Raw genomic sequence first — 21299 nt, forward strand, 5'->3', positions numbered from 1 at the left:
AACGAAGCGGCCGGTCGATCCTGTCAGGCGGACATGCGCAAAGGCTCGGCGAACTTGCGCACGATCGACATATAGCGATCCGCCGTATCGTGCAACGTATAACCGGCGAGCTGCCGGTGCGCGCGCGGCGTATTCAGCGCGTTAGCGAGCGCATGGCCGTACGCTTCGACGTCCGTCGTATCGACAAGGCTCACGCCGGGCAGGCTGCTCGCAAAGCCGAACGAAGGAATCCGGTTCGCGACGACCGGAATGCCGGACGCCAGCGCCTCGAGAAAGCCAATGCTCTGCGCTTCGAAACGCGAGGGCATCGCGAACACGCGCGACGAACGCAACACCGCGGCGACGTCCGAGCGCGGTCCGCATACGGTCACTTTGCTCTCGAGCCCAAGCTCTCTGACCAGCGACACCACCGCGCGGTGATAGTCGACTTCTTCGACCACACCGCAAAGCAGCAGACGTGCTTCGGGTTCCACCTGCAAGACGCGCTCGAACGCGCGAACGGTGTGGAGTTGACTCTTTGCTTCTATGTACCGGCCGAGCTGGACGATCTGCTTCGGCGGCACCGCGCTGTCATGCGCAGGCGTGGCGTCCGGCGCGGCGAATTGCGACGCGTCCACTCCATTAGGAATCACAACCATCGACGGATGCCGGCCGATCTCGCGCATATAGTCGTCGAGATTCTGCTGCGAGACGCCGATGATCGCACTAGCTCGCCGCGACAGCAGGCGTTCGGCGCGCTTCAATGCGCCGTTCTCGAAGTCGTTGACACCCGAGTGCATTACCCATGCGATAGGCGTATGCACCGGCAACAAACGCACATAGAGCGCCGCAAGCGTCGCATGCGCAATGATGAAATCCGGCCGAAACTCGCGCACCACGCGATACAGGTGCACCAGCTTGCCCGCGCGTCCATGACGCACTTGCGGAAAGCGGCACATGACGCCGGCCGCGTTGAGTTCCGCGCGAATGTCGGCGAAATCGTCCTGCTGCGGCAGCAGCGAAGTCATACAGACTTCATGCCCGGCACGCTGATGATGAATTGCAAGCCCTTTGACGAGTACTTCTGCCCCCGACAATCGTGGTGCGTGAACCAGTTGAAGAATCCTCACGATTTATCTCTCTGATGACCGCCCGCTTCACAGCGGCGAGATGATCCGCGCACGTGAGCAAAAACGGCCCACTCGACGCTCTCATCCGATAGTTAGTATGTGGCGCGCATTCGTGACGCGCGTCGTCTCCGAAACCCGCGACTTGCCGATGCACCGGCAGCAGTCGCCAGAAAACGTTACACCCAACATCCTGCAAATTTGCGCCAAGGCCAAGACTTCTTCCGCTGTGAAATGCGCGGTATCGCCCATTCCGGACGCAAATCCGCCGCCGTTGCCGTTGCGATCCGAACGACCGCGCGGCGCCGCGAACTCGTGGCGGCAATCAACGTGCGCTACCGCACATTGCCGGAAAGATTATTGAAGCGCGAGCACGTTTGTTCTCGCGCCCAGTGCGCTACTTCGAGATGTCCTCCAGTGCGACGTCGCGCGTCTTCGGCCCCAGCGTGCCGATAGCGAGCATCACGATCACCATCGCACTCGAAATGAATGCGAACACGCCATTCACTCCAAACTCTCTCAGGCATCCGGCGATCACGAATGCGGAGAACATCGCCGAAAGCCGGCTCCACGAATAGACGAAACCGACAGCGCGTGCGCGAATGCTGGTGGGAAAGAGTTCGGCCTGATACGCGTGATAACTGTAGGAAATGATGTTGCCGGCCAGCACGAGACACACGCCGAGACTCACGAGCAGCACGGTCTCGCGCGCCTGGCTGAACAGCAGCCCGCACACCACGTTGACCGCAGCCATGCAGATGATCACCGTCTTGCGCTCGAAGCGGTCCGCGATCAGCAAGCCGAGCAGCGGTCCGAGCGGCGCGGCCACGGCGATGATGCTCGCATACATCAGGCTCGTCGTCACCGTGATGCCCTGCTTGATCAGCAAGGTCGGAATCCAGTTCGCGAAGCCGTAGTAGCCCATCGTCTGGAATACGTGAAAGATGATCAGCATCAGCGTGCGCTTGCGATACGGCGGCACGAGCAGATCGCGGAACGCAGCGCGCGCCCGCACCGGCTCGGGCAATGCAGGCTCCGGCAGTGCACGTCCATACTCGCGTTCGACTCGCGCCTCGAGCCGCGTCATGATCGCGTCGGCTTCGTCGAGGCGGCCTTTTTGCGCGAGCCAGCGCGGACTCTCCGGCAAACCGAGGCGAATCCACCAGACGACGATCGCGCCGACCACGCCGGTCAATACGACGAGACGCCAGCCGTCGAGGCCGAAATATCGATGCGGCACCAGCAGATACGAGAGAAACGCGACGATCGGCACCGCGCAAAAACCCACGGCCTGCGAGCACGCGGACGCGCGGCCGCGCACATGCTTCGGCACCAGTTCGGAGATGTACGTGCCGATCGTCACGATCTCCACGCCGATGCCGATGCCCGCGATAAAGCGCCACAGGTTCAGCCCGAGCGCCGTGTCCTGAAACGCCATGACGATGTTCGCCGCCGTGTACCACAGCAGCGACCATGTGAAGATCGCGCGCCGCCCGAAGCGATCGGCGAGAAAACCGCAAGCCGCCGTGCCGATGAAAAGCCCCGCGAACAATGCGGCGATAAAGCTCGCGACACCGCTCGTGCCAAAGAGACCATGCGTCGTCGCGGTGAGAATGCCGCTCTTCACGAGGCCCGGCGCGATGTAGCCGGAGAACATGAGGTCGTACAGTTCGAAGAAGAGCCCGAGGCTCAGCAACATCACGAGCTTCCAGATGGAACGCGTGGCCGGCAGGCGGTCGAGCCGCGCCGAAATGCGCGCGCCGCCAAGGGCGATTTCTTCGGCACGGCCGCCCGCCGCTGCGCCGGCGCCCGAAGGCAAGCCGAGCGCGCCGGCATCGCCGAGCGCTGTTGCATACACTGTTTGATTCGACGACTTCATCGTCTGTCTCCTTGAATGCCGGTCTGTTGCCGGTTAAGCCTTGGTTGACCGCGTGCGCGACAAGAAACGCCTATGCGGCTTCGCGCGGCGTCTGATTTGAACCGCTCGTCAACGAGGCGATTCGCGCGTCGTCATAGCCGAGTTCGCGCAGCACATCAGCCGTGTGCTCGCCGATCTTCGCGATCGGCTGACGCGGCTGCAAACGCTCACCGTCGATTGAAATGGGCAGCAGCGGCATCGCGGTTTCGCTGCCGTCGTCGAGCGTGAGACGCGCAAGGCCGCCGCTGTCGTTCAGATGCGGATCGTCGAACAGTTCTTCGGGCTTCACGATCGACGCGAACGGAATATGGTCGCGTTCGAACAGCGGCACGAGCGCCGCGCCGTCGAATTCCCGCAGGGTTTCGCCGAGCGTCTGCAACAGCCATGAGCGCGCGAGCACGCGATCGTTGTTGGTTGCGAGACGCGGGTCGGCGAGCAGATCGGCGCGGCCGAGAATCCCGCACAACGCGCGCCATTGACCGTCGCCCGTTGCGGCGATGAACATCTGCTCGTCGCCGGCAAGCGTGAACACGTCATACACGGCCCATGCGCTGATGCGCTCGGGCATCGGCGCAGGCGCCACGCCGGTGGCCGCATACTGCTGCATGTGCTGCGCGGACAGCAGCACGCAGTTCTCGAAGAGCGCGCTCTGCACTTCCTTGCCGCGTCCGCTCGCATGCCGTTCGTGCAACGCGGCCAGCACGCCGATCGCGCCGAACATGCCGCCCATGATGTCGTTGACCGAACTGCCCGCGCGCAGCGGACGGCCCACGGGGCCCGTCATATAGGCGAGGCCGGCCATCATCTGCACGACTTCGTCGAGAGCGAGCCGGTGCTCATAAGGCCCGTTGAGAAAGCCCTTGTGCGAAACGTAGATGAGCTTCGGGTTGCGCTCGCGCAGCGACGCGTAGTCGAGACCGAGGCTCGCCATGCGGCCCGGCTTGAAGTTTTCGACGAACACATCGGCGGTATCGACGAGCTCATGCAGCGCGGCAAGTCCCGCCTCGCTATCGAGGTCGAGCGCGACGCTCTTCTTGTTGCGATTGAAGGTGCGGAAAAAACCCGCGCCGGTGCCGAGCAGGCGCCGCGTGCCGTCGCCGCGCGGCGGCTCGACCTTGATGACTTCGGCGCCGAGATCGCCGAGGATCATCCCGCACGTCGGACCCATCACCATATGCGAAAGCTCGATCACGCGAATGCCGGCGAGCGGCAACGCGCGTTGCGGCGCGTCGGCGGCGGAATTGTCGGTAAAAGAAGAGGCGTTCATTGCGGCACCTGCGAGCACGAAGGAGTTGAAGGTTGGCTGGGTTGGGAGATCGCGAACTGCTTCGGCACACCGGCGCGCGCGAGATAACCGTAGAGCGGCTCGCCCGGCAATGCATCGGCGAGCACGTCGCGCGACGCGATCAGGCGGGCAAGGTCGATGCCGGTTTCATAGCCCATGCTGTTAAGCATGAACACGAGGTCTTCGGTGTTGACGTTGCCCGTCGCGCCAGGCGCATGCGGGCAGCCGCCGAGTCCGGCGAGCGACGCGTCGAATTCGCGGATGCCGTGTTGCAGCGCGATCAGCGTATTCGCGAGGCCCAAGCCGCGCGTGTCGTGGAAATGCAGCGAGCGGAGCTTGTCGCCCGCGACGCCGCGCACGCGGTCGATGATCTCGCCGACCTGACGCGGCGTGGCTTCGCCGGTCGTGTCGCCGAGTGCGATGACATCGGCGCCTGCGTTGACGGCGTCGCGTGCGATCGCCGCGATGTCCGCGTAAGGCACCGCGCCTTGCAGCGTGCAGCCGAATACCGTCGACAAACCGGCGATCAGTTGCACACGCCGCGTGCCTGCGCCTTGCGCGCTGTCGATCGCGTCGCGCATGGTTGCAAACGCATCGATCATTTCGGCGGGCGTCTTGCGGACGTTCGCGAGGCTGTGCGCGGTGCTCACCGAAATCGGCGCGACGATCCGATGGACGCCCGCTTCGAGTGCGCGTTGCGCGCCCTTCAGATTGGGCACGAGCGCGGTCACGATGAGATCGTCGTAGCCGAGTGCGTGAGCGATGACTTCGTCGGCGTCGGCCATCTGCGGCAACAGTTTCGCCGGCACGAACGACGCCACTTCCATGTGCCGCACGCCGGCGGCATACGCGGCATCGATCCAGCGGCGCTTGAATTCGGTGGGCATGGTTCGCGCGATGCTTTGCAGACCGTCGCGCATGCCGACTTCGGTTATGACGACGCGTTCCTTCGTATCGCTCATGTCGCTCATGTCGCTCATGGGTTGAATTCCTGCGGAGAAATGCGGGGAAATGAAGCACGGATCACAGCGTGCCTGCGCGCGTGCGCGTAGCAAAGTCTGCGTTGACGAAGCACTCCATCGCCGTTGACGATGCCCGGCGAAGCAAGCGGGACGGCCGTGCGGCGTCGCAGAGGGGAAACCCTTAAGGGCTTTTCAGAAGGGGCGGGGCGTGCGTGGAGCGTGAGTAGTTAGCGCAACCGCGGCGCAACGCCCTAAACCGCGCGCAGCAAATGATCCAGCAGATGCGACGCGGCAAGTGTCAGCGCGCCGCGGTCGCGCACGCAGATCACGAAGCGCCGCTCGGCCCATGCGTCGCACAACGGCACGGCGACGATGCCGTATTCGTCCGCGGCATGGCGCGGCAGCGCTTCGCCTGGCAGGATCGCCACCGCGAGGCCGGCCTGGATGAAGCGATACGCGGCGTCGAAGGTCGACACGTACGTGCGGTAGTTCAACTCGCGCCCTTTCTCGGCCGCGATCCGCTGCATCAGCGCATTGACCGATGCATTCGACGAGAGCCCGAGATGATCGAAGGCGAGCGTCTGCTCGAAGCCGACGTTGGCCTCCGCAGCGAGAGGATGACCGCGCGGCACGATCAGCGCGAGATGGTCGGCGCGGTACGGCAGCGCGTCGAGACTGCCCATCGGCACGACGTCGCGGCAAATGCCGAGATCTGCAACGCCTTCCTCGAGACCGCGCACGATCTCCGCGCTCACGCGCTCTTCGACATCCACGCGAATCTGCGGATTGGCCTTCAGGAATTCGGACAAGGCCTCGGGCAAAAACTCGACCATCGACGATACGTTCGCCAGCACGCGCACGTGCCCCGCGCGCCGGCTGCGTACTGGCTGAGTTCGGCCTGCATGCGTTCATGGCCGCGCATGATGAGCCGCGCGTGCCGCAACAGCGCCTCGCCGGCGGCCGTCGCGCGCACGCCGCGCTGACTGCGCGAAAGCAGCGCGACGTCGACGAGCGCTTCGAGATCGGCGAGCCGCTTGCTGACCGCCGAAGGCGCAATGAACTCACGCTCCGCGGCGCGCGCGATGGTGCCTTCCTCGCAAACGGCGATGAACAAGCGCAACGTCACCTGATCGATCTGCCACATGGGAAACGGCTCCGAGGATTTGAGTGCGGAAAATTATGCCCGAGGAGAAGCGGCAGCCGCGCTAGGCCAGGGTATTCACGGTTAGTGACATTGTGGGGAGTGGAAGCTTGCTCGCGGGATGCGCTGTGGCTATGCTGGGCGATGGTCGTGGGAGGCGGCGGGTTGCAGATTTTAGACACACATCGCTCGCCCCGCGCTATCCAGACAACAACCATCGGAACCCGCCATGTCGATGACCAGCCTCTTCTTCACCGCCGCCGGCGTCGGCCTCGCGATTGCCGCGCCGGTCGGCCCGATGGGCATGCTCTGCATTCGCCGCACGTTGACCGGCGGTCCGCGGGCGGGGCTTGCCATCGGCCTCGGCATTGCAACGGGCGACGCATTGTATGGCCTGATCGCCGCGCTCGGCCTCGTCAGCATCTCGCAGTTCATGCTGGCTTATGACCGGCCGCTGCATCTGCTCGCCGGCTTGTTCCTGCTGTATCTCGGCGTGCGCACGCTGCTGCAAAAAGCGCCGGCAGACACGGCCAACGGCGAACCAGACGGCAATGGCAACGGCAACAGCAAGCTCGCGCAAGTGGGCCGCGCCGGCGCGTTGCGTGCCTACGCAAGCTCCCTGTTGCTCACGCTGACGAACCCGCAAACGGTCATCATGTTTGCCGCGCTGTTCACGACGCTCGCGCCGCGCGGCGCATTTTCATCGACGATCGCGCTGACGACCGTCGGCGGCGTGTTCTGCGGCTCGATCGCGTGGTGGTGTTTCCTCGTGACCGTGGTGTCGCTGGCGCGGCATGCGATCGGCAGCAAGCTGAGGCTCGCGATCGACCGGTTCGTCGGCATCATGCTGGCGGCGTTCGGCGTCGTCGAAATTCGCCGCGCGCTGTGAGCGGCGCGCCGCTCACAACCCTCGCGGCACGCCCGCTTCCGCGCATTCCCGTACGCTGCGGCGTCAGTTTTGCGACAATAGCGGCTTTCGCCGCGCCGGGCGCCGCCTTCTTTCCAGCTTGCCGACCCGCGTCGGCGGTCGAGGCACGCGCGCCGCCCGTGCCCTAACCGTCAATCCACCGACCGCCCGCGGTCTCTTCAATGGCTCTTCCGCATATCGATCTGCTGTACTCCGCGTCCGGCCTGTTCGTCGGCTTTCTGGTCGGACTGACGGGCGTGGGCGGCGGCTCGCTGATGACGCCGATTCTGGTGCTGCTCTTCAACGTGCATCCGGCGACGGCCGTCGGCACCGACCTCCTGTACGCGGCCGCCACCAAGGCGACGGGCACGCTGGTCCACGGCCTGAAGGGTTCCGTCGACTGGCAGGTGACGCTGCGGCTCGCGGCCGGCAGCGTGCCCGCCGCGACCATCACGCTGCTGCTGTTGCACCGCTACGGGATGGACACGCCGGGCGCGAGCCGGCTGATCCAGCTTGTCCTCGGCGCCGCGCTGCTCGTGACGGCGGTCGCGCTCGTGTTCCGCCCGCAACTCGCCGCGCTGGGCGCGCACCGCCGCCGCACGCCGAGCCAGGGGCGCACGCTTGTGCTCACCATGCTGACGGGCGCGGTGCTCGGCGTGCTGGTGTCGCTGACTTCGGTGGGCGCGGGGGCGATCGGCGTGACCGTGTTGCTGCTGCTTTATCCGCTGCTGCCGACCATGCGCATCGTCGGCTCGGACATCGCGCATGCGGTGCCGCTCACGCTGCTCGCGGGAGCGGGCCATTGGCTGCTCGGTTCCGTCGACTGGTCGATGCTGCTGTCGCTGCTGGTCGGCTCGCTGCCGGGCATCGCGATCGGCAGCATGCTGTCCGCGCGCGCACCCGATGCGCTGCTGCGCAATCTGCTCGCCGCCACGCTCACGCTGGTCGGCGTGCGTCTCGTGCTGGCCTGAGAGCGGCGCTGGGGGTGGTGCTGAGGGTGCCCGCCGCCGTGACGCGAATCATCTGAAGAAGCGGCAGGTGAGATCGGCCTCGAACTGTCTGACCCATTGACCCTGACGGTCGTAATAGGATTGCGCCCAGCCGCCGCGCCGCACGGTGACGAGGCGTCCCTGGGCGGGATCGGCCGGATCGGCGTGAACGCTGACGTCGAAATGCGCGGGCGCGAAGCCGTGCCGCGCGCAGACGAGTTCAAAAGCGGCCCGGTCGGTGATGGGCAGATCGGTATAGCGCAGGAGCGTGGTTTGCATGGCGATGACTCCAGTTCTCCATGCACACAGTACGCTTTGGGCAGCGTCCCAAATGTGTCATTGCGCACAGTCGGACGACGGCGCAGCGCCGCACCGCATCGAGCTATGGCGACGCCATCGTCGCTGCTTGTGAATGATCGCGCGTAATCGCGTGACGAAAAAAAGCTCCGGCAGGATTGCCGGAGCTTTTTCGCATGCATCGAACGGCGCATTGCGTCGGGAGCCGCGCGAAGAGCCGTATAAAGAGCCGTGTAAAGAGCGGCTTCCGGCGCTATCTCGCCCACTCACGCAGCCGGTCAGCGCGCCGTCACGGCGGGCTGACCGATGCGCCCGCTCGTCACGCTTACTGCTGCATCACCGACAGCTTGTTCGACACCGACGTCACGCCCGCGACGCCCTTCGCTGCCTCGCCGGCCGCGTCGATCTGGCCTTGGTCGGGCACCGAACCCGTCAGCGTCACCGCGCCGCCGCGGGCACGCACGGAGATGTTCGACACGTCGACGCCTTGCGTCTTCGAGATCGCGGCGCGCACCTTGCGGCCGAGCTGGCTATTGGCCTTCTTGCTCGCCTTCGCGCTGGCGGCGGGGGCGGCTGTCGTGCCGGTTGCCGTTGCATCGCTTGCCTGAGCATAGACGTTGCATGCCACCACCATTGCCACCACCGAGCCCAGCGTCTTCAGAAAACCGACCGATTTCATATTTCTTCTCTCCTTAGCTTCATATTGGACCGCTTGAATAAGCGGCTTCGTTACGACTACCTGCGGCCAGGGCCGACGCGCGACAATGCGCGCGGCGAGGCAATGGCCGGCTGTGGGCGGCGACACGAGATGCGAGAGGCACAAAGAGAGACCGGCTGCCTATACCGCACGCGCTGACGATACTGACCTGCATGCGATGCGGTACGGAAACCGGCAAGCCGCGAGATCCGCCGACGCGCCCGGTTCTTGTCTGTCGTGCCGGGTCGCGCCGCGCGAGACGTGTGTTCGCGGCAGCGATGCACAATTTAATCTAGCCGGGCCAGAAGCGCAAAGGGTTTAGTCATACGCGATACGGGTCAGTGGCGATTCACCGGCGGGCGCAGTCACCCCGCAGTCACCCGCAGTCACCCGCAGTCACCTTTTGTTACGGCTTTCTCGACACACGCCGACGCCGCGCATTCCGCCGCCGCGGCAATCTCAGGTACCATCGGCGCCACGCGCAGCGCCGCATTCCAGTTCACCTTCGACAGTCGCCGTCCCCGTCATCCGATGAAGCCAGTCCCCGGCCGCCTACGCCCTCCCCGCCTCGTCGCGCGTTTTGTCGCGATCTCATGGCGCGACCTCGCGGTCTCGTTCGGACCCATCTTCCTGATCGCCGTGGCCGCGATCTGGGTCGCCGTGCGCCTGATCCAACCCGCGCCTCCCAGCACGCTGACCATCAGCGCCGGTCCCGAAGGCAGCACCTTCTGGAACGCCGCGCAAAAGTACAAGGAGATTCTGGCGCGCAACCGCATCACGTTGAAGGTGCTGCCCTCCGAAGGCTCGCTGCAAAACCTCAAGCGGCTGTCGGACTCGAACTCGGACGTCGACGTCGGATTCGTGCAGGACGGCATGGCGCCGGGCACGGCGAGCAACGGGCTGATATCGCTTGGCAGCGTGTCGTATGTGCCGCTCGCGATCTTCTATCACGGCCCGACGGTTGCGCGGCTCGCCGAATTCAAGGGCCAGCGCCTCGCGGTCGGCGCCGAAGGCAGCGGCACGCGACAACTGGCGCTCGCGCTCCTCAAGGCGAACGGCATCGAGCCCGGCGGCACGACGAAGCTGCTGCCGCTTTCGGGCGACGACGCCGCGCAAGCGCTCGTCTCCGGCAAGGTGGATGCGGCATTTCTGGCCGGCGATTCCGCGCAGCCCGCGGTCATGGGCAAGCTTTACCGTACGCCGAATGTGCAGTTCTACGATTTCGTCCAGGCCGACGCGTACACACGGCGCTTTCCGTATCTGACGCAGCTGGAATTGCCGATGGGCGCGTTCGACCTCGGCAAGAATCTGCCGTCCGCACCGATTCACATGGTCGCGCCGACCGCCGAACTGGTGGCGCGCGACTCGCTGCATCCGGCGCTGTCGGACCTTCTGATCGACGCCGCGCGCGAGGTGCACGGCAAGGCGAACATCATGCAGCGCGCCGGCGAATTCCCCGCGCCGCTCGCCCACGACTTCCCGATCAGCGACGACGCCGCGCGCTACTACAAGTCGGGCAAAGGCTTCCTGTACCGGGTGTTGCCGTTCTGGCTCGCGAGCCTCGCCGACCGTCTGCTGGTGGTGGTCGTGCCGCTTATCGTGCTGCTGATTCCGGCGCTGCGGCTCGTGCCGTCGCTGTATGCGTGGCGCGTGAAGTCGCGCATCTATCGCTGGTACGGCGCGCTGATCGCGATTGAGCGCAGCGCGCTCAGCGATCATTCGGCGGCCGAGCGGGCGTCGCTGCTGCAACGGCTCGACGCCATCGAGGATTCGGTGAACGGCCTGAAGATGCCGCTCGCCTATGCGGACCAGTTCTATGTGCTGCGCGAGCATATCGGCTTCGTTCGGGCAAGGCTCACGCAAAGCCGCGATGGCCGGCGCGAGATGTCGGAGGCGTTCGATACCGCGGACGACGAAACCGAGGAAGCGGAAGCCGCGGACATCGAAGCACGCGCCGCCGACCAGGCCGACAGCGCGGATCAAGCCGGCAAAGCTGGCAAAGCCGCCGAAACCGACGCCGCGCCGAACGAAGCCGCCGAGATCGGCGAAACCCGCGCCGACGACCGCCGCAAACCAGATTGACGGTGCAAGCCGCAGCCGCACCGCGTAAGATCATTACAATTCCGACGATCTAGCAGACGCATCCGCCGATCTGTCGGACAGGCAATCCGGGAGACATATATGACCGTTGGCATCGACGCCGCGCAGCCGCTGTGGTTCTACGATTTCGTCTCGCCGTTCACGTACCTGCTGCTCGAGCAACACGACAAATGGCCGGGCTTCGACTTCGCCTTCACGCCCGTGGTGCTGAACGACCTGTATCGCCATTGGGGGCAGCGGCCGGCGTACAGCGTGCCGGCCAAGCGCACCTTCATGTACCGGCACGCGCTCTTTCGCGCGGAACAGCTCGGCATTCCCTACAAGATGCCGCCGGCCCATCCGTTCGACTCGATGAAGCCGCTGTTGCTCGCCACTGCCGCGCAGGCCGACGTGGTGTGCGTGCGCGAAATCTTCCGCTTCATCTGGCGCGAAGGCCGCGATCCTTCGACCGACGAGGCGTTCGCCGAACTGTGCGAGCGCGTCGGCATGCCCGATGGTCCCGAACTCATCAAGAGCGAGGAAGTGCAAGCCCAGTTGCGGCGCAATACGGCGGATGCAATCGGGCTCGGCGTCTACGGCGTGCCGACCTTTCGTCTGAACGACCAGTTGTTCTGGGGCGAGGACGCGTTGCCGATGGTGCTGTACTGCGCGCGCACGCCGAACTGGCTGGAATCGAGCGAAGTGAAGCGGATCAGCGCGTTGCCCTCGGGTGTCGCGGACCTTTGAACGCGGAGCACGCGGCGTGACGCGTGGTGGCCGCAAGCGCGGCATGACGCTCGGTGGCCGCGCTTGCGCGGCTGATGCCGGTCATACCGTGCCCGCTATGGCCGCCGCGATGCAATTGGGCCTAAGGTTATAACCTTTGCGCGATTCATGACCCGCGTGTTGCCGGGCCTGCGCGCGGCTGACTTTCGGGCACCGGGGCACAACGCCCGCTCGCCTTCGCTTGGCTTCTACCATGGACGACACCGCCGCCTCCCTCGACATCTGGCTCGTGCGCGTGCTGCGCACGCTGCTTGTCGAGCGCAGCGTCACGCAAGCCGCGCTGCGGCTCAATCAGACTCAGCCCGCGATCAGCACGGCGCTGCGCAAGCTGCGCGAGACGCTGAACGACCCGATCCTCGTACGCGGCAAGTCCGGCATGGTGCCGACCGAATACGGCGAATCGCTGCTTGCGTCGGCACAACGCGTGCTGCGCGAAGTCGATTTCGTGGCCACGCCGCACGGCGATTTCGATCCGGGCCGCTCGCGCCGCACCTTTCGCGTGGCCGCGCCCGATTATCTGAACGACTTCTTCATGCCGACCGTGATCGCGCAGTTTCGCGAGGCGGCGCCGCATGCGCGGCTCGAAATCGATTCGCTGAATCCGATGCTCGATCATTCCGCCGCGCTCGATGCCGGCGAGCTCGATCTCGTGATCGGCAACTGGCCGAAGCCCGATCCGCGTTTCGAGCGCAGCGATCTGTTCTCGGACACTGTCGTGTGCATGATGCGCGCGGATCATCCGCTGACGCGTGCGCCGCTTACGCGCGAAGCCTATCTCGCCGCGCCGCATCTCGCGCCGACGCCGTATAGCGGCGCGCGCGGCGGCGCGATCGACACGGGTTTCGCGCGCGCGAAAGCCGAGCGGCGCATCGTCGCCACGCTGCCCTACTTCGGCCTCGTGCCGCAGACGCTGCTGCAATCGGATCTCATCTTCACGACGACGCGTCGTTTCGCGACCCACTATGCGAGCATTCTGCCGCTCGCGGTGGTCGAGGCGCCGATTCCGTTTCCGCGTATCAAGTGTTATCAGATGTGGCATCCGCAGCCGGATCGCCCGAGTGATCTCGGCTGGCTGCGTGCGTTGATGTTCGGGGTGTCGGATGGGCTGGTCGCGCAGAAAGCGCGGGGGGCGAGGCGGGCGCGGTGAGTTGTGGCGTGATGGACTCACGCGCTCGATGCGTTTCAGACTGTCCGGGCGCGTTGGACGTTTATCGCTTAGACGCTGAGAGGCCGCTTGTATTCCGCGTCCGTTTGCATCGAAGTACACGCAGCAGCCCGCCGCCCGCGAACCTGCAACAACTCCGCGCACACCGCGACGGCGATCATCGCAGGCGCCTTATCGACGATGCCGGGCACGCCGATCGGACACGTCATGTGCTCAAGCCGTTCAAGCTCCACGCCACGCTCCAGCAAACGCCGCTCGAACTTCACGCGCTTCGTCTTCGAACCGATCATGCCGAAGTAAGCGAAATCGGTCCGCCGCATGATGCGTTCGGCGAGCGAAAAATCGAGCGCATGGTTATGCGTCATCACGAGAAACCAGGCGCCGGGCGGCGCGGCGTCGACGATCGCATCGGGCGTGTCGGTGGCTTCGATCTGCACGTTCGCGGGCGTTTCGTCGGGAAAGAGTTCGTCGCGCTCGTCGACCCACTGAACCACGCACGGCAGATTGCCGAGCAACTCGATCAGCGCATGACCCACGTGTCCTGCGCCGAACAGCACGATGTGCATCGGCGCCGCGCGCGGTGCTTCCACCGCGCCGCGCCGCCCGATCTGAATGGCGGAGCAGTCTTTCATCGCGCTCATCCCTCTCTCTGTTAGCGGCGCGCGGCGGACGTGGCCGCGCGTACCGCACCGATTGCCTTGAGGATCTCCTCGCTCGTCGCGGGCGCGTTCAGCGGCGGATTCACCTTGTGATCGCCGACCGCCGAGACGGCGTCGCGAATCGCAAAGAACACCGAAAACGGCAGCAGCAACGGCGGCTCGCCGGTTGCCTTCGAACGATGAATGCTGTCCTCCGCGTTGCGGTTCTTGAAGAGGCGCACGTTGAAGACCGGCGGCGTATCGTTGACGGTCGGAATCTTGTACGTGGACGGCGCGTGCGTCATCAGCTTGCCGCCTGCGTTCCACCACAGCTCTTCGGTGGTGAGCCAGCCCATGCCCTGAATGAACGCGCCTTCCACCTGGCCGATGTCGAGCGCCGGGTTCAACGACGCGCCCACGTCATGCAGCGCGTCCGCTCGCAGCACGCGCATTTCGCCGGTCAGGGTGTCGATCACGACTTCCGACACGGCTGCGCCGTACGAGTAGTAATAGAACGGCCGGCCTTGCAGCTTCGCCTGATCCCAGTAGAGCTTCGGCGTCGCGTAAAAACCGTCGGACCACAACTGGATTCGCGCGAGGTACGCCTTGGCGATCACTTCTTCGAACGGCAAGACCACCTCGCCGACGATCACGCGATCATGCGCGAAGCGCACGTCCGAAGCCTTGACCTCGCCCGCGCCAAAACGCTCGGCGGCGAACGCGGCGAGGCGCTCGCGCAATTGACGCGCCGCGTCCTGCGCGGCTTTGCCGTTCAGATCAGAGCCCGTCGATGCCGCCGTCGCCGATGTATTCGCGACCTTGCTCGTATCGGTCGCGGTCACGCGAATGCGATTGAAGCCGACGCCGAGTTCATGCGCGACGACCTGCGCGACCTTCGTGTTCAAGCCCTGGCCCATTTCGGTGCCGCCGTGGTTCACGAGCACGGAACCATCGGTATAGATATGCACGAGCGCGCCGGCCTGGTTGAAATGCGTGACGTTGAACGCAATGCCGAACTTGACCGGCGTGAGTGCGAGGCCTTTTTTGAGCACCTCATTGTTTGCGTTGAATTCGTCGATGGCCGCGCGGCGCGCGCGGTATTGGCTCGTCGCTTCGAGTTCGTCGATCAGTTCGTGAATCACGTTGTCTTCGACGACCTGGCCATACGGCGTCTGATTGCGCTCGGTCTTGCCATACAGATTGCGGCGGCGCACGTCGAGCGAATCTTCGCCGATGGAGCGCGCGACGTTGTCCAGAATGTATTCGATCGCGAACGCGCCTTGCGGACCGCCGAAGCCGCGAAACGCGGTGTTCGATTGCGTGTTGGTCTTGCCGCAAAAGCCGTCGATGGCGACGTCCGAAAGCCAGTACGCGTTGTCGAAGTGACACAGCGCGCGCGTCATCACGGGGCCGGACAAATCCGCTGAAAAACCGCAGCGCGAAGTCATGTCGACCGCGACGCCTTCGATCACGCCCTTGTCGTCGTAGCCGACTTCATACGTGTAGTGGAAGTCGTGGCGCTTGCCGGTGACCATCATGTCGTCGTCGCGATCGGGGCGCAGCTTGACCGGGCACAACAGCTTCCAGGCGGCGAGCGCCGCGCAGCACGCGAACAGACCCGACTGCGATTCCTTGCCGCCGAAACCGCCGCCCATGCGCCGGCATTCGATCAGCACGTTATGCGATGCAACGCCCAGCGCGTGCGCGACGAGATGCTGCATTTCGGTCGGGTGCTGCGTCGAACAGTAGACGTGCATGCCGTCGTCGTCCTTGGGCACCGCGTAGGAGATTTGCCCTTCGAGATAAAACTGCTCCTGGCCGCCGAGCAGGATTTCGCCGGCCTCGCGATGCGCGGCTCGCGCGATCTTCGTTCCCGCTTCGCCGCGCGCGAGCTTCATCGGCGGCAACACGTATTGATTGGCGGCGCGCGCCTGCTGCGCGGTGAGGATTGCGGGCAGTTCCTCATAGACGATCTCGGCGCGGCGTGCGGCATGCCGCGCGATTTCGTGCGACGTCGCGACCACGATGAAGACCGGCTGACCGACGTATTGCACGATGCCATCAGCGAGAATCGGATCGTCGCCGTGGACGATCGGCGCGACATCGTTCGCGCCGGGAATGTCGTCGGCCGTGAAGACCGCGACCACGCCGGGCGTCGCGCGCACTTTGTCGAGCGACATCGACACGATCTTCGCGTGCGCTTTGGCCGACAGTCCGAGCGCCGCGTGCAGCGTGCCCGCGACCGTTGGAATGTCGTCGGTGTAGGTGGCGCGGCCGCTCACGTGCAGATGCGCCGATTCATGCGGACGCGATACGTGGACCTGCGTGAAGTCGTCGAGTGCCTGAGCGTCTTTCAGGAATGGTTCGGCATGCTGATTCATTGTTGTGTTCTCCGTGTTGCTCGTGGATCGCGCGCGTCAGGCGCTTGCTGCGGCGTTGAGCTGACCGCCGATGTCAACGTCGACGCCGGCAGGCGCGCAGGCCGCCTCGACGGCGCGCACATCGAGCGCGCTTTTCGGCAGCGGATTGTGCGGACGCGTTTCGAGCCAGAAGCGATACAAGGTGTTTTTCGCGGCTTCCAGACGGTAGTTGCTGGTCGCGCGCATGTCGGAGAGCGGCGCGTAGTCGTTGCCGAGCGCGAGCATCGCGGCCTGTGCCGTCGCTTCGTGCCATTCGGCATCGCGCAGCACGGCTTCGGCATGCGTCGCGCGCTTCGGCGTTGCCGCCATGCCGCCGAATGCGATGCGCGGCTCGCGAATCAGCTTGCCGTCCGCGATGAACGAGAACGCCGCGCACACGGCCGAGATGTCCGAGTCGAAGCGCTTCGACAGCTTGTACGTGCGAAATTGCAGCTTCTCGCGCACGCCGGTTCGGGTCGGCACCTTCACGCTCACGACGAACTCATGCTCGGCCATATCCTTCTTCTGATAGGCGAGGTACAGGTCTTCGAGCGGCATTTCGCGTTCGATCGCACCGCCGCGCACAATCACGCGCGCGCCCAACGCGATGAGGCCGGGCATGGAGTCGCCGATCGGCGAGCCGTTGGCGATATTGCCGCCGAGCGTGCCTGCGTTGCGGATCGGCAGCGACGCGAAGCGTTGCCACATCTCCGTCAGTTCGGGGTACTGCTTGGCGATCTCCGCATAGGCTTTTTCGACGGTGACGCCCGCGCCTATTTCGATCCACTCGCCGCGCGTTTCGAGCTTCTGCAATTCGGCGATCTGCCCCACGTAGACCACATTGCCGAGCTCGCGCATCTGCTTGGTGACCCACAAGCCGATGTCCGTGCTGCCCGCGAGAATGCGCGCGGCCGGCTCGGCCTCCTTGATCTGCGCGAGCGCCTCGACGGTGCGCGGCGCGTGAAAGCGCTGACCGGCGTGTTCGTAATGGAAGGTGTCGTCGCGTTGCAGTGTGGCGAGCGAGCGCGCCAAGGCGTCGACGTTGACCGGCGCCTTGGGCCCGGGCGCTTCGAACATGCGCACGGCTGCATCGACGATCGGACGATAGCCGGTGCAGCGGCACAGATTGCCCGTCAGCGCATTGCTGATCGTTTCGCGCGACGGCACAGTCCGGTTCGCGCAGCTATGTTCGTGACCGTGCTTTTCATACAGCGACCACATTGACATGACAAAGCCCGGCGTGCAGAAACCGCACTGCGAGCCGTGGCATTCGACCATCGCCTCCTGCACCGGATGCAGCGAGCCGTCAGGCTGGCGCAGGTCTTCGACGGTGAAGAGCGCCTTGCCGTCGAGCGTCGGCATGAACTGGATGCAGGCGTTGACCGTCTTGAAGTCGACGCCGCCCGCTTCGTTGCGCTCGCCGATCACGACCGTGCAGGCGCCGCAATCGCCCTCGGCGCAGCCTTCCTTGGTGCCCGTGCAATGCACGTCCTCGCGCAGATACTGGAGGACCGTGCGGGTGACGGGCGCGTCCTTGATCTCGCGGATCGCGTTGCGGTGATAGAAGCGAATCGGCTCAGTCATGTCTCGTGCTCTCGGTGTTCTCGAATCTCGTGTGCGGCTGCCAGCGCCGCGGGGATGGTTCGAAAACTATCACCGTCAATAAATAGAACCCATAGCGGCAATCGCATGCGGGACATATTCGCAAAGCGATATTGAGATGAGTTTGGCGGGCGGTTGGCTTATGTTGGGGTGGCCCGATTGAGGTGTTTTCCGTACTGACATTGCGTTTCGGACAGTATTTGTGTTTCCCCGCAGTCGTGTTGCTCGGCGAACGGAGCGTTTCACGCGACGTAAGCGGCATTTTCGCGGCGTTTCACGCCCTCTTTCGTCCGATCATTATTAAGCAAACGCAGCACGAGAATCGGTTCCATGGGAAAATCACGCCTTCCCGCCGTTTTCAAGTCTCGTTTTCCCCATGTCCACCGATTCAGCCACACCTCGCAGCGAACTGGCGACGACCCTGCAGATCATTCCGGTCGTCTTTTTCACGTTTCTTTGCTATCTGACGATCGGCATTCCGCTCGCCGTGTTGCCGGGCTACGTCCACGACGACCTCGGCTACAGCGCCGTGCTCGCGGGCGCGGCGATCAGCGTGCAGTACCTGGCGACGCTGGCGTCGCGGCCGCTCGCCGGCCGTTCCGCCGACACGCTCGGGCCGAAGCGCACCGTGTCGATCGGCTTGCTCGGATGTGGCGCGAGCGGCGCTCTGTTGCTGCTGGCCGTGTTGTGCGGACGCTGGCCGGCGGCGAGTCTCGCGCTGCTCGTCTGCAGCCGGCTCGTGCTCGGATTCGGCGAGAGCCTGTGCGGCACCGGCGCGATTCTCTGGGGGATCGGCCGCGTGGGCACGAGCAACAATGCGCGGGTCATCTCATGGAACGGCATTGCCACGTATGGCGCGCTCGCGGTCGGCGCGCCGCTCGGCGTGGCGATCGAGCGGACGGTCGGTTTCGCGGCGCTCGGCATTCTGGTGATGCTGCTGGCGGCGCTCGGCTTCTATCTTGCGCGATCGATCGCGCCGGTGCCCCTCGTGCACGGCGAGCGCATGTCGTACCGAAGCGTATTCACGCGCGTGCTGCCGCACGGCATCGGCCTCGCGCTCGGCTCGGCCGGTTTTGGATCGATCGCGACGTTTATCACGTTGTTCTATGCGGCGAAGCAGTGGCCGAACGCCGCGTTGTCGCTGACGGTATTCGGCACGCTCTTCATCGGCGCGCGGCTGCTGTTTGCCAACACGATCAAAACCTATGGCGGATTCCGCGTTGCGATTGCTTCGTTTTCGTTCGAGTGTGCCGGCTTGCTGATGCTGTGGCTCGCGCCCGAGCCGCATGTGGCGCTGGCGGGCGCGGCGCTGACAGGGTTCGGCTTCGCGCTGGTTTTTCCAGCGCTTGGCGTGGAGGCCGTCGGGCTCGTGCCGCCCGCAAGCCGGGGCGCGGCTCTGTCGGCTTACTCGGTTTTCCTCGACTTGTCGCTCGGCATTACCGGTCCGTTGGCCGGGTACATTGCTGGCGAGTTCGGATACGGGTCAGTGTTTCTGTTTGCGGCTATTGCGGCGGCGGCGGCTGTTGGGCTTTCGTCCTTCCTTTATCTTCGCGATGCGAGGGTTGGGAAGATGCCTGCGGCGCTTTGAGGTGGGGCTGCGTAGGGTGGTGTTTGACGCGCAACTGCTTGCCTGCCTCCGCGATGCATGACGACTGGGCGCTCGCCGGCTGGCGGCAGCGCTGCGGCACTGCGACGCGACAAGCTTCGGCGGCTGCTTGCAATTGCATAAGCACAGGTCGCCGCTTAGCGCGCTTCGCCTGCCGCTGGCTCCCGTCTACGGAGCGCCTGAAAGGGACCTGTGCGCTTCGGCGTCAACTTCAGGTCAGAGAGTCAGACGCGCCTCGACATGCTGAAGGCCCGTCTGGATTGCGCGCGAGCGTTGCACCGCCTGAGGCAAGTGCAAGCGTCAATAAACACGATGCGTTTGCGCTGGCTTCAACGAGCTCTAAGAAGCGGGCCCACAACAGCAACGGATTCGCGCAGTGTGTACGAGTGATCACGCTTGCGCAAAGCAGTAGCGCTGCCGGCGAGACTCGTCCAAGTTTGGCAAAGACGTGATACAAAGCTCTACTTCCCCTCCGACAATCCCCGCTCCAACGCCGCCACGCCGGCAGGCAAATCGACCTTAACGCCAAGGTCCACCATCGTCCGACCCAACGCATGCACGGTCCTAAACAGATTGTGTTCGCGGCACTGCTCGCCCATCTGACCGATGCGGACAATCGGCAATCCAAACGATCCTGAAATTTCCACCTGATGCTGCCGCGAAATGTGCGCGCACACGTCGCCGGGACTCAAGCCCTCGGGCACCTCGATGCCCACCACCGAATTCAACCGGCACGCCTTAGGCGCATACAACTGCAAACCGAGCGCCGTCACGCCTTCCTGCAACGCGACCGAACACTTCAGATGCCGCGCGAAACGCTTCTCCAGCGTCTCGGCGCACACGAGCCGCAACGCCTCATGCAACGCGAGCACGCCCGACACCGGCGCCGTGTAGTGATACCCCGCGTTGTGCCAGAAGTTTTCCGCGAGCGACGCATCGAGACACCAATGCGCATTCGGCGCGGTGCGTCCCTTCACCCGCGCCCAGGCGGCATCGGAGAATGCAATCAGCGAGACGCCGGGAATCGACGACAAACCCTTTTGTCCGCCGGTGATGACGGCGTCGATACCCCATGCGTCCATCGCGAGCGGCATCGTGCTCAACGTGCACACCGCGTCGACGATCACCAGCGCGCCCGCCGCTTTCGCCAGGGCAGCGATGTCCTTCAGTTGATAATTCCAGACCGTATTCGACGTCTCGCCCTGCACCACCGTGACGATCTCGGGGCGCTCGCGGCGAATCGCCTCGGCAATCTCATCGAGACTCGCCACCGACTGGTCGCCGACTTCGAGCGTGCTCACACGCGCACCGACGCGGCGGCCCATCTCGGCCATCCGTCCGCTGAAAAAGCCGTTCTTGATGCTGAGCACGCGCGTGCCTTCCCACGCGAGATTGGAGATCGCCATTTCCATCGCGGCCGAGCCCGGTCCCGCGACGCCCAGCACCCACTTCGAATGAGTCTGGAACACGTAGCGCGCCATGGTCTTCACCTGGCTGATCACCTTCACCATGGTCGCGCCCAGGTGATTGATCACGATCGTGTTGGCCTTGGCGACGGCGGCGGGAATCGGCACGGGGCCCGCGCCCATCATCAGCAACGGCTCTTCGGGAAGAATGGCGTCGAGCGATTCGACAACCGGACAGGGCACAGCAGTAGACGTAACGTTGAACGATGAAGTCGGCATGATCGGCACTTGAAGGAAACGGCAAACACGGAACGCA

The 21299-nt window shown here is 64.7% G+C and carries 15 protein-coding genes and 2 pseudogenes; 6 read left to right on the top strand and 11 right to left on the bottom strand.

Features of this window, described 5'->3' with window-relative positions; all coding sequences use genetic code 11:
• Window positions 1–23: 23 nt before the first annotated feature.
• The 5 genes and pseudogenes from BGRAMDRAFT_RS06120 to BGRAMDRAFT_RS06145 all read right to left on the bottom strand — a co-directional run bounded on the left by BGRAMDRAFT_RS06120 (window position 24) and on the right by BGRAMDRAFT_RS06145 (window position 6415).
• Window positions 24–1109: a glycosyltransferase family 4 protein gene (locus tag BGRAMDRAFT_RS06120; RefSeq protein WP_044020467.1), complete on the bottom strand. Its 1086-nt coding sequence runs from the start codon at window positions 1107–1109 to the stop codon at window positions 24–26.
• A 394-nt stretch (window positions 1110–1503) separates the two neighbouring features.
• Window positions 1504–2985 carry an MFS transporter gene (locus tag BGRAMDRAFT_RS06130; RefSeq protein ID WP_006047815.1) on the bottom strand — a complete coding sequence of 494 codons (1482 nt, stop codon included), beginning with the start codon at window positions 2983–2985 and terminating at the stop codon, window positions 1504–1506.
• 70 nt (window positions 2986–3055) lie between these two features.
• Window positions 3056–4291: a CaiB/BaiF CoA transferase family protein gene (locus BGRAMDRAFT_RS06135; protein WP_006047816.1), complete on the bottom strand. Its 1236-nt coding sequence runs from the start codon at window positions 4289–4291 to the stop codon at window positions 3056–3058.
• Window positions 4288–5271 carry a hydroxymethylglutaryl-CoA lyase gene (locus BGRAMDRAFT_RS06140; RefSeq protein ID WP_044020569.1) on the bottom strand — a complete coding sequence of 328 codons (984 nt, stop codon included), beginning with the start codon at window positions 5269–5271 and terminating at the stop codon, window positions 4288–4290. The genes BGRAMDRAFT_RS06135 and BGRAMDRAFT_RS06140 overlap by 4 nt, the downstream gene beginning before the upstream one ends.
• A gap of 251 nt (window positions 5272–5522) precedes the next feature.
• Window positions 5523–6415, bottom strand: a pseudogene (locus BGRAMDRAFT_RS06145) (LysR substrate-binding domain-containing protein).
• Window positions 6416–6641: 226 nt separating this feature from the next.
• Between BGRAMDRAFT_RS06145 and BGRAMDRAFT_RS06150 the strand changes: the two are divergent.
• Together BGRAMDRAFT_RS06150 and BGRAMDRAFT_RS06155 are read left to right on the top strand one after the other, a co-directional pair.
• Window positions 6642–7301, top strand: coding sequence for a LysE family translocator (locus BGRAMDRAFT_RS06150; RefSeq protein WP_006047820.1), 660 nt, complete (start codon window positions 6642–6644; stop codon window positions 7299–7301).
• A 200-nt stretch (window positions 7302–7501) separates the two neighbouring features.
• A complete protein-coding gene (locus tag BGRAMDRAFT_RS06155; RefSeq protein ID WP_006047821.1) occupies window positions 7502–8290 on the top strand; it encodes a sulfite exporter TauE/SafE family protein in 789 nt (262 codons plus the stop codon).
• Between the two features lie 48 nt (window positions 8291–8338).
• Here the strand turns inward: BGRAMDRAFT_RS06155 and BGRAMDRAFT_RS06160 are convergent, their stop codons facing one another.
• Both BGRAMDRAFT_RS06160 and BGRAMDRAFT_RS06165 read right to left on the bottom strand, forming a co-directional pair.
• A complete protein-coding gene (locus tag BGRAMDRAFT_RS06160; RefSeq protein ID WP_006047822.1) occupies window positions 8339–8587 on the bottom strand; it encodes a hypothetical protein in 249 nt (82 codons plus the stop codon).
• Window positions 8588–8930: 343 nt separating this feature from the next.
• Window positions 8931–9284: a BON domain-containing protein gene (locus tag BGRAMDRAFT_RS06165; protein WP_006047823.1), complete on the bottom strand. Its 354-nt coding sequence runs from the start codon at window positions 9282–9284 to the stop codon at window positions 8931–8933.
• Window positions 9285–9833: 549 nt separating this feature from the next.
• Between BGRAMDRAFT_RS06165 and BGRAMDRAFT_RS06170 the strand changes: the two genes are divergently transcribed.
• The 3 genes from BGRAMDRAFT_RS06170 (at window position 9834) to BGRAMDRAFT_RS06180 (ending at window position 13314) form a co-directional block, all read left to right on the top strand.
• The gene (locus tag BGRAMDRAFT_RS06170) at window positions 9834–11384 is read left to right on the top strand and encodes a TAXI family TRAP transporter solute-binding subunit (RefSeq protein ID WP_006047824.1); all 1551 of its coding nucleotides are present in this window, start codon (window positions 9834–9836) and stop codon (window positions 11382–11384) included.
• 99 nt (window positions 11385–11483) lie between these two features.
• Complete coding sequence (locus BGRAMDRAFT_RS06175) at window positions 11484–12128, top strand: 2-hydroxychromene-2-carboxylate isomerase (RefSeq protein ID WP_006047825.1); 645 nt, start codon at window positions 11484–11486, stop codon at window positions 12126–12128.
• A 232-nt stretch (window positions 12129–12360) separates the two neighbouring features.
• Entirely contained in the window at window positions 12361–13314 is a 954-nt protein-coding gene (locus tag BGRAMDRAFT_RS06180) for a LysR substrate-binding domain-containing protein (RefSeq protein ID WP_006047826.1), read from the top strand.
• Window positions 13315–13382: 68 nt separating this feature from the next.
• Here BGRAMDRAFT_RS06180 and xdhC read toward each other — a convergent pair.
• The 3 genes and pseudogenes from xdhC to xdhA form a co-directional block, all read right to left on the bottom strand.
• Window positions 13383–13991, bottom strand: a pseudogene (xdhC, locus tag BGRAMDRAFT_RS06185) (xanthine dehydrogenase accessory protein XdhC); the annotation flags it as partial.
• Window positions 13985–16351, bottom strand: coding sequence for a xanthine dehydrogenase molybdopterin binding subunit (xdhB, locus tag BGRAMDRAFT_RS06190; protein ID WP_006047828.1), 2367 nt, complete (start codon window positions 16349–16351; stop codon window positions 13985–13987). The pseudogene xdhC and the gene xdhB, both read right to left, overlap by 7 nt.
• Window positions 16352–16387: 36 nt before the next feature.
• Window positions 16388–17953 (bottom strand): xanthine dehydrogenase small subunit, encoded by a 1566-nt coding sequence (xdhA, locus tag BGRAMDRAFT_RS06195; protein WP_006047829.1) that lies wholly within the window; start codon window positions 17951–17953, stop codon window positions 16388–16390.
• A 394-nt stretch (window positions 17954–18347) separates the two neighbouring features.
• Here xdhA and BGRAMDRAFT_RS06200 point away from each other — a divergent pair, with 394 nt between their 5' ends.
• Window positions 18348–19559 (top strand): MFS transporter, encoded by a 1212-nt coding sequence (locus tag BGRAMDRAFT_RS06200; protein ID WP_006047830.1) that lies wholly within the window; start codon window positions 18348–18350, stop codon window positions 19557–19559.
• A 479-nt stretch (window positions 19560–20038) separates the two neighbouring features.
• Here the strand turns inward: BGRAMDRAFT_RS06200 and BGRAMDRAFT_RS06205 are convergent, their stop codons facing one another.
• Window positions 20039–21262 (bottom strand): pyridoxal-phosphate-dependent aminotransferase family protein, encoded by a 1224-nt coding sequence (locus BGRAMDRAFT_RS06205; RefSeq protein WP_006047831.1) that lies wholly within the window; start codon window positions 21260–21262, stop codon window positions 20039–20041.
• Window positions 21263–21299: the final 37 nt, after the last annotated feature.

The sequence above is a fragment of the Paraburkholderia graminis C4D1M genome (genome assembly GCF_000172415.1).
Lineage (GTDB): Bacteria > Pseudomonadota > Gammaproteobacteria > Burkholderiales > Burkholderiaceae > Paraburkholderia > Paraburkholderia graminis.